Genomic DNA, 7,133 nt, shown 5'->3' on the forward strand with positions numbered 1-7,133 from the left:
ACCACAATTGTCGTTGCCGGCATGATCGACCTCCATCGCCTGGCCACCGGCGCCCTTCGGGGGCTGGATCCGGAAGATGCCCACAACCTGGCGATCCGTGCCCTGAAGCTGGGGTTGGGTCCTGTGGCGCGAGCCGATGATCCGATCCTGGCCTGTGAGCTGGCGGGCCTGAAGCTACCCAATCCCATCGGTCTCGCACCGGGTTTCGACAAGAACGCCGAGGTGTTCGGCCCGATGCTGCGCGCGGGCTTCGGGTTCGCCGAGTGCGGCACCGTCACGCCGCTACCGCAGGTGGGCAATCCCCGGCCCCGTCTGTTCCGCCTCGCCGAGGATCGCGCGGTGATCAACCGGATGGGTTTCAACAACGCAGGTCTGGAGGCTTTCGCCGCCCGTCTCGCGAAACGTGGATCCGGCGTGGTCGGCGCCAATCTGGGCGCCAACAAGGACAGCGAAGACCGTCTTGCCGACTACACCAGCGGCTTGAGACGGCTATGGGGCATGGCGTCCTATTTCACGATCAACATCTCCTCGCCGAATACGCCGGGCCTTCGGGCTCTGCAGACCCGCGCGGCGCTGGACGAACTGCTCGGGCGCCTGATGAACACCGCCCAGTCGCTGCCGTCGGGCGTCGCCGCACCCATGTTCCTGAAGGTTGCGCCGGATCTGGAAGATGCCGAGGTCGAGGCTATCGCCGAGGTGGTGGCGGGGCACGGCCTGGCCGGGGTGATCGTCGCCAACACCACCCTGGCACGGCCGGGACTGAAATCTGCTCATCGTGGCGAGACCGGGGGGCTATCAGGCGCGCCCCTGATGGCGCCGTCGACGCAGGTGCTCCGACGGTTCCATAGTTTGACCAACGGTCGGTTCCTGCTGATCGGGGCAGGCGGGATTGGCTCCGGCGCGGACGCCTACGCCAAGATCCGGGCTGGCGCTCAGGCCGTCCAGCTCTATTCGGCGCTTGCCTACGAGGGTCCGGGCCTTGTCGTCCGCATCAAGCGCGATCTTGCCGCTCTTTTGCGCGCCGACGGATTTCGCTCCGTGCAAGAGGCCGTAGGCGCCGAATAGTAACCTCCCAACGGTGCGCTACGTTGCCGCGCCGGTCAGGCTGCAGTAACGCGTAGGGACGATGGCCGACGCGTCCCCGCCGACCAAGCCGCCTGAGAGACCCTGGCGCCGCCGCCTGTTCTGGCCCGGGGGCCTTTCGGCACGTCTGCTGGTCCTGACGGTCGTCATCGCCACCCTGGGCGGCGCGCTGGCGATTCTGCCGGCCATGGCGGCCTATGAGAAGCAGTGGTTGCTGGACCGCGTCCGCGCCGCAGAGCTGGCTTCGCTCGCCGCAGAAGTCGCCCCGGACCGGGTGGTTTCCGAACAGCTCAAGACCCAGCTGCTGGAGGGCGCGGGGGTGGAGATCGTGGCGGTTTCCAGTGACGGCGTCCGCAGGCTGGTGTTCGCCAGTTCGCGACCAGCCAGGGCACCCTACCTTGTGGATCTTCGGTCCCGGGCGGCGGGACTGGGTCTGTTTGCGCCGTTCCAGACACTGTTCGGTCCTGGCGATCGCATGCGCGTGGTCGCCGAACCCCGGTTCCGTGAGGCCGATTTCATCGAGTTCGTCGCCACTGATACCGAGCTCAAGAAGGCCTTGGCGAGCTATCTCTGGCGGCTGGTGGCGATCGTGGCGGGAGTCTCGGCGCTGGCCGGCCTGATCGTGTTTCTGGCGCTCAACCTGTTTCTGGTGCGCCCGATGCAGCGGATCACGCACGCCATGGAGCGTTTCCGCGCCGATCCGGATGATCCCGACGCCCGGGTCCAGCTTTCCGGCCGTCGCGACGAGATCGGCCGCGCCGAGGCGGAACTGGATCGCATGCAGGCGGACCTGCGGGTGGCGCTCAGCTCGCGGGCGCGACTGGCGGCGCTGGGCGAGGCCGTGGCCAAGATCAATCACGACCTGAAGAACATGCTGACCGGCGCCCAGCTGGCTTCGGAACGGCTGGCGGCCCTCAAGGACCCGAAGGTGAGCCAGGCCCTGCCGAGGCTCGAGCGGGCGCTGGATCGCGCGGTAAAGCTGGCTTCGGGCGTCCTGGCCTATGGCAAGACCCAGGAAGCCGCGCCGGAGACCCAGACACTCGGCCTGGCCGGTGCGCTGGCCGAAGCGGCCGCCGAGGCGCGGCTGGCTGATTCGGGTATCCGATTCGCCTCCAAGGTGACCGCTGCCGATCAGGTGATCGCGGACCCCGATCAATTTCACCGCATTCTGGTCAACCTGCTACGCAATGCCCGCCAGGCTATCGAGCACCAGCCGGACCGCAAGCTCGCAGGCCGGATCGAGGTGTCGCTGGAGGCGGTGGGCGGAGCCAGCCTGATCCGGATCTCTGACAACGGCCCGGGCGTGCCGGAGCGGATGCGCGAGCGCCTGTTCCAGCCCTTCGCCGGTTCGGGACGGCCGGACTCCACCGGGCTTGGCCTCGCCATCGCCCGCGAACTGGCGCAGGCCCACGGCGGCGACCTGACCCTTTCGGTCACCGGTGACGAAGGCACGGTCTTCGAGCTCCGCCTGCCGGGCACGCCGGGCCCGCGGGCGCGGACCCGAAAGAACGTCAGCGCGAGCTGAGGCTCGCCGTCCGACAGGTTTGAAGCCTCAGGGCGCCTTGGCCACGCCCTCGCGGCGGGGATCGGCCGCGCCGCGAAGGCCCTGCGGCGTGACCTCGATGCCGTGCAGACCCGAGCCCTCGGCGCCGAAGCCGCTGGTCATCTTGATGCCGCGCGCCTCCAGGCCGGCCGTCAGTTCCGGCGAGAACTTCGTGGTCTCTGCCGCATAGAAGGTTCCACCGGAGATCAGGTTCGGCAGATTGATGGCCTCTTGCATGGTCATCTTCCAGTCGAGCACGCCCACCAGAGCTTTCAGATTATAGGCCAGGATAGAAGGCCCGCCGGGCGAACCCACCGCGGCGACAAACCGGTAGTTCCGGTCGAGCACGATGGCCGGCGCCATGGATGAGCGTGGTCGTTTGCCGGGGCCCACCGCGTTGGCCGCAGGCGCGCCATCGCGCTCACGGGGAGCGAACGAGAAATCAGTGAGCTGATTGTTCAGGAAGAAGCCCCCGACCATCCGGCCGGAGCCGAATGTGCTTTCCACCGTGGCGGTCATCGAAACCGCGTTGCCCCAACGGTCGACGATGGCGAAATGGGTGGTGCCGCCGGGCTCCTGGGTGCGGTCCGGCGCCCGGGGGCCTGCACCCTCCGGGTTGCCGGGCGCGGGCGGGGCGGGGTCAGCGTTGGGGCCGATCAGCTTCGCGCGCGCCGCAACATAGGCTGGGTCAAGCAGGCCCTTGACGGGTACGTCGATGAAGTCCGGGTCACCGATGTAGCGATCACGGTCGGCGTACATAAGGCGGCTGGCCTGGCTGAACAGGTACCAGCCCTCCACGTCGTTCGGATGCTTGCCGATGGCGGTGTTCTCGAGAATGCCCAGACCCAGCAGGACCGCAGGGCCGCTGGACGGTGCGCCGGGTACGCAAACGATGTAGGTGCGATAGGGTCGGCAGAGTCCGGCCTCGGCTTTTGGGCGATAGGCCTTCAGGTCCGCAAGCGTGAGAGACCCCGGCATGTCGCCCTCTCGCACCTTGGCCACGATGGCCTCGGCGATCGGACCTTCCAGCAGCGCCTTCGGCCCCTCGGCGGCGATCTTTCGTACCGTGGCGGCATAGGCAGGATTCCTGACGATGTCGCCGGGCTGGATCTTGGTCCCGTCCGCCTTGGTGAAGTAGGTGACGGCGTCCCTGGTCGCGGCCTGGCCCGCGCGGCTGGAGGCGGCGGCGGCCATCCGCCGTGGCGCTGGAAACCCACGGTCGGCCAGTTGTTCGGCCTCGCCGAACAGGTCCTTCCAGGCCAGCTTCCCGTGTTGGGACTGGGCCAGCGACAGCATCGCCACCGCGCCGGGCACGCCGGTGGAACGCCCGCTCAGGATCGCCGCGCCCTTGTTGAGCGGCTTGCCATCGGCGCCGTAAAACAGCTCCGGCGTCGCCGCCATCGGCGCTGTCTCGCGGCCATTGTATGTGGTCACCTTCTTCGTCTTCGCGTCGTAGTAGGTGAGGAACGCGCCGCCGCCGAGACCGGAGCTCTGCGGTTCCACCAGACCCAGTGTCGCCTGTACCGCCACGGCGGCGTCCACGGCGGTTCCGCCGGCGCGCAGAACCTTGAGGCCCGCCTCCACCGCCATCGGATTGGCGGCGGCCACCATGCCGGTCGATGCCGCCGCTGGCTGCGACACGGCGGCCTGCGGGGTGGCGCAGGCGCTAAGCATCAGGGCAAGGGCCAGGGGGGTGCAGGCGGAAGACAGTTTCACGAGACGGTTCGCTCCAGATTGACAGTCGGCGGGACCATAGACCGGCGGCGGCGTGGACAACAAACGCCGGGTCGTGCGAGGTCCCTCCTATGGATGCAAATCGCCCCGGTCCAGGCCCACGCAATCTGATCACCGATGTTCCCGGCCTAAGGGTCGGGCAGGCGCAAGATGCGGGCGTTCGCACCGGCGTCACCGTGATTCTGCCTGATGAACGCGCAGTCGCGGCCTGCGATGTGCGCGGCGGTGCGCCCGGCACGCGCGAAACCGATGCGCTTCAGCCCGAGAACCTCGTCGAGGCAGTGGACGCCATCGTGCTCTCCGGCGGCTCTGTCTATGGGCTGGCCGCAGCGGACGGAGTGGTGACCTGGCTAGGCGCGAGAGGGCGCGGCTTCGGTCTGGTGGCGGGCATCCCGAAGTCTCCGGTGGTGCCGGGTGCCATCCTGTTTGACGTGGCCAATGGCGGCGACAAGGGTTGGGACGAACAGCCACCATACCGCGAACTGGGCCGGGCCGCCGTGGCTGCGGCCGGTCTCGACTTTGCGCTGGGTACTGCCGGTGCCGGTTACGGGGCCATGGCCGGAGGACTGAAGGGCGGTACGGGCTCGGCGTCAGTGATCACTACCGACGGCTTTACGGTCGGCGCGGTGGTGGCGGTCAATAGCTGGGGTTCGGTGATCGCGCCTGACGGTCGCACCTTCTGGGCCGCGCCGTTCGAGCTGGAGGGCGAGTTCGGCGGTCTTGGATCCGCCGGCCTGGCGGCAGGCCCGGACGCATGGGGTTCCGCCAAACGGCCCGTCGAGACCCGCAATACGACCATCGCCTGTGTGGCCACCGACGCCATCCTGACCCCGGCCCAGGCCAAGCGGTTCGCCGTCATGGCCCAGGACGGTCTGGCCCGCGCGATTCGACCGATCCACGCGCCCTTCGACGGCGACGTCGTCTTTGCAGTCGGCACGGGTCTGCGGCCGCTGGGCGAGCAGCCCGATTACATGATCGCCCGCCTTGGCGCGCTGGCCGCCGACACCCTGGCCCGCGCTGTCGCCCGCGGGGTGTTTGAGGCGACCCCTTGGCCGGGAACGGGAGTTCCTTGCTGGCGGGACCTTCCGGTCGACGGTTCGCGCTGATAACGTCCAACAGGTTTCTGTTCAGGAGATCACGTCCATGGGTCTGGCTCGCACACTTACCCTGCTCTCCGGCGTCGCCGCGACGGTTACGGTTTCCGGCGCCACAGCGCAGACCGGCCAAGTTGTCCAGAAAGTCACCGGCCCTGTCGCCGTCTACTGGATGAGCGCCCAGACCCAGACCGGCTTCGGCCTGCCCAGTGGCGGCGGCAATCCCAATCCCATGGCGATGATGCGCCAGATGATGGGCGGCGGCGGGGCCGGGGCCAACAAGTCGCTCACCCTGCAACTCGGCTCCAGCCAGACCACTGCGGCGCCATCGGCCGAGCACCTGCCTCCGCAAAGCCTGGCGGTAGGCGCCAGCCTGCCCCTGTTAACGCCGAAGCTCGCCCCGCCGGAGCCGCGAGAGCCTGGCCAGATCCCGCGCGATTTCCAGAAACCCCGGGGGCGCCTTCTGATCTTCTGGGGTTGTGGTGAGAAGGCCAGGCCCGGTCAGCCCATCGTCATCGATTTCGCCAAGCTCGCGGCAGGTCAGATCCCGGCGGGCCTATCCGGCCTCAACGGCATCGATTTCCGCAATATGTCGCCGCCCTCGGTCTCGAAGAATCGCACCTATGGCGACTGGCCCAACGAAAAGACCCGCAACGCCGGCATCCCCTCCCAGGGATCGCTGCTGGGCGAACACACAATCCGCGGCAACTACAGCCCACAGATGAACTTCACGCTCGAGGAGGACCAGGATTTCCTCGGCCCGCTCAACCTGACCACAAACACCAAGGCGCCTGGCGGATGGGCCAATATCGGCTGGAACCTGGTGGGTAACGCTCAGGCCTATTTCGCGACCGCTGTCGGCGGCGGTGACGGTGAGACCATGGTGCTCTGGAGTTCGTCTGAGTCCCAGACGGCCGCCTTCGTAATGCCAGACTACCTTGCACCGTCCGAGATCAATCGGCTGGTGGCCGCCAAGGCCCTTATGGGCCCCGCAACCCGGTCTTGCGCCATTCCCAAGGAAGTGGTCGATGCCGCGCCCCAGGCTATGTTGCAACTTGCCGCCTTTGGCGGCGAGGCCAATTTCGTCTACCCGCCCAGGCCGGAAAATCCGAGGATCGCCTGGAACCAGGAGTGGGCCGTCAAGGTGCGCTACCGGTCCGCCACCGGCGGCCTGCTGGGCATGGACATGAACGAGATGATGGGCGGTCGCGCCGGTCGCAGCAGCGCCAACCCGCAGTCCCAGAAGCCCGTCCAACCCCCGAAGCCCGCCAAGGCCCCCAGCGCCGCCGACATCCTGCGGAAGGGCATTCTGGGCGGCGGCCTGCCGTTCCCGCGCTGAGCCTTGAAATTTCAGGGCGTCGGGGCCTTGCGCTCCGCCCCGCCCGCGACTAGGTTCCGCGCCCTTGCCGTAAGGCTATGCGCGCCCGTAGCTCAGCTGGATAGAGCATCAGACTACGAATCTGAGGGTCGGACGTTCGAATCGTTCCGGGCGCGCCATTCTTCCCATTGAAATCAAACGTCGTCCTCCCGCCCCTTAGGCTCGTGGCGCCACCGCGCGCAACCGATCCGAGACGAACTCCGCCAGCCGGTTGACCGGGTTCTCGCCCGGGGTCTTCCGGCTGGAGATGAACGTCAGCAGGCATATGGTCGAGAAGATCGCGAAGGGCCAGCCGATCACG

General features: G+C 67.9%; 5 protein-coding genes and 1 tRNA gene. 5 read left to right on the top strand and 1 reads right to left on the bottom strand.

The window, feature by feature from the left end:
- The first annotated feature begins 24 nt into the window (after positions 1 to 24).
- Both ACIQ42_RS13685 and ACIQ42_RS13690 read left to right on the top strand, forming a co-directional pair.
- Positions 25 to 1,065, top strand: a complete 1,041-nt coding sequence (locus tag ACIQ42_RS13685; protein ID WP_397422791.1) for a quinone-dependent dihydroorotate dehydrogenase — start codon at positions 25 to 27, stop codon at positions 1,063 to 1,065.
- Positions 1,066 to 1,126: 61 nt separating this feature from the next.
- Complete coding sequence (locus tag ACIQ42_RS13690; protein WP_397422786.1) at positions 1,127 to 2,608, top strand: sensor histidine kinase; 1,482 nt, start codon at positions 1,127 to 1,129, stop codon at positions 2,606 to 2,608.
- A gap of 27 nt (positions 2,609 to 2,635) precedes the next feature.
- Here the strand turns inward: ACIQ42_RS13690 and ggt are convergent, their stop codons facing one another.
- Positions 2,636 to 4,300, bottom strand: a complete 1,665-nt coding sequence (ggt, locus tag ACIQ42_RS13695; protein WP_397422792.1) for a gamma-glutamyltransferase — start codon at positions 4,298 to 4,300, stop codon at positions 2,636 to 2,638.
- 131 nt (positions 4,301 to 4,431) lie between these two features.
- On the opposite strand from ggt, the gene ACIQ42_RS13700 reads away from it, so the two are divergent.
- The 3 genes from ACIQ42_RS13700 (at position 4,432) to ACIQ42_RS13710 (ending at position 6,951) form a co-directional block, all read left to right on the top strand.
- A complete protein-coding gene (locus ACIQ42_RS13700) occupies positions 4,432 to 5,466 on the top strand; it encodes a P1 family peptidase (RefSeq protein ID WP_397422788.1) in 1,035 nt (344 codons plus the stop codon).
- Positions 5,467 to 5,503: 37 nt separating this feature from the next.
- The gene (locus tag ACIQ42_RS13705; protein WP_397422789.1) at positions 5,504 to 6,793 is read left to right on the top strand and encodes a hypothetical protein; all 1,290 of its coding nucleotides are present in this window, start codon (positions 5,504 to 5,506) and stop codon (positions 6,791 to 6,793) included.
- An 81-nt stretch (positions 6,794 to 6,874) separates the two neighbouring features.
- Positions 6,875 to 6,951 (top strand) — tRNA-Arg (locus ACIQ42_RS13710).
- Positions 6,952 to 7,133 lie beyond the last annotated feature (182 nt).

It is taken from the genome of Phenylobacterium sp. (assembly GCF_044372605.1).
GTDB lineage: Bacteria > Pseudomonadota > Alphaproteobacteria > Caulobacterales > Caulobacteraceae > Phenylobacterium.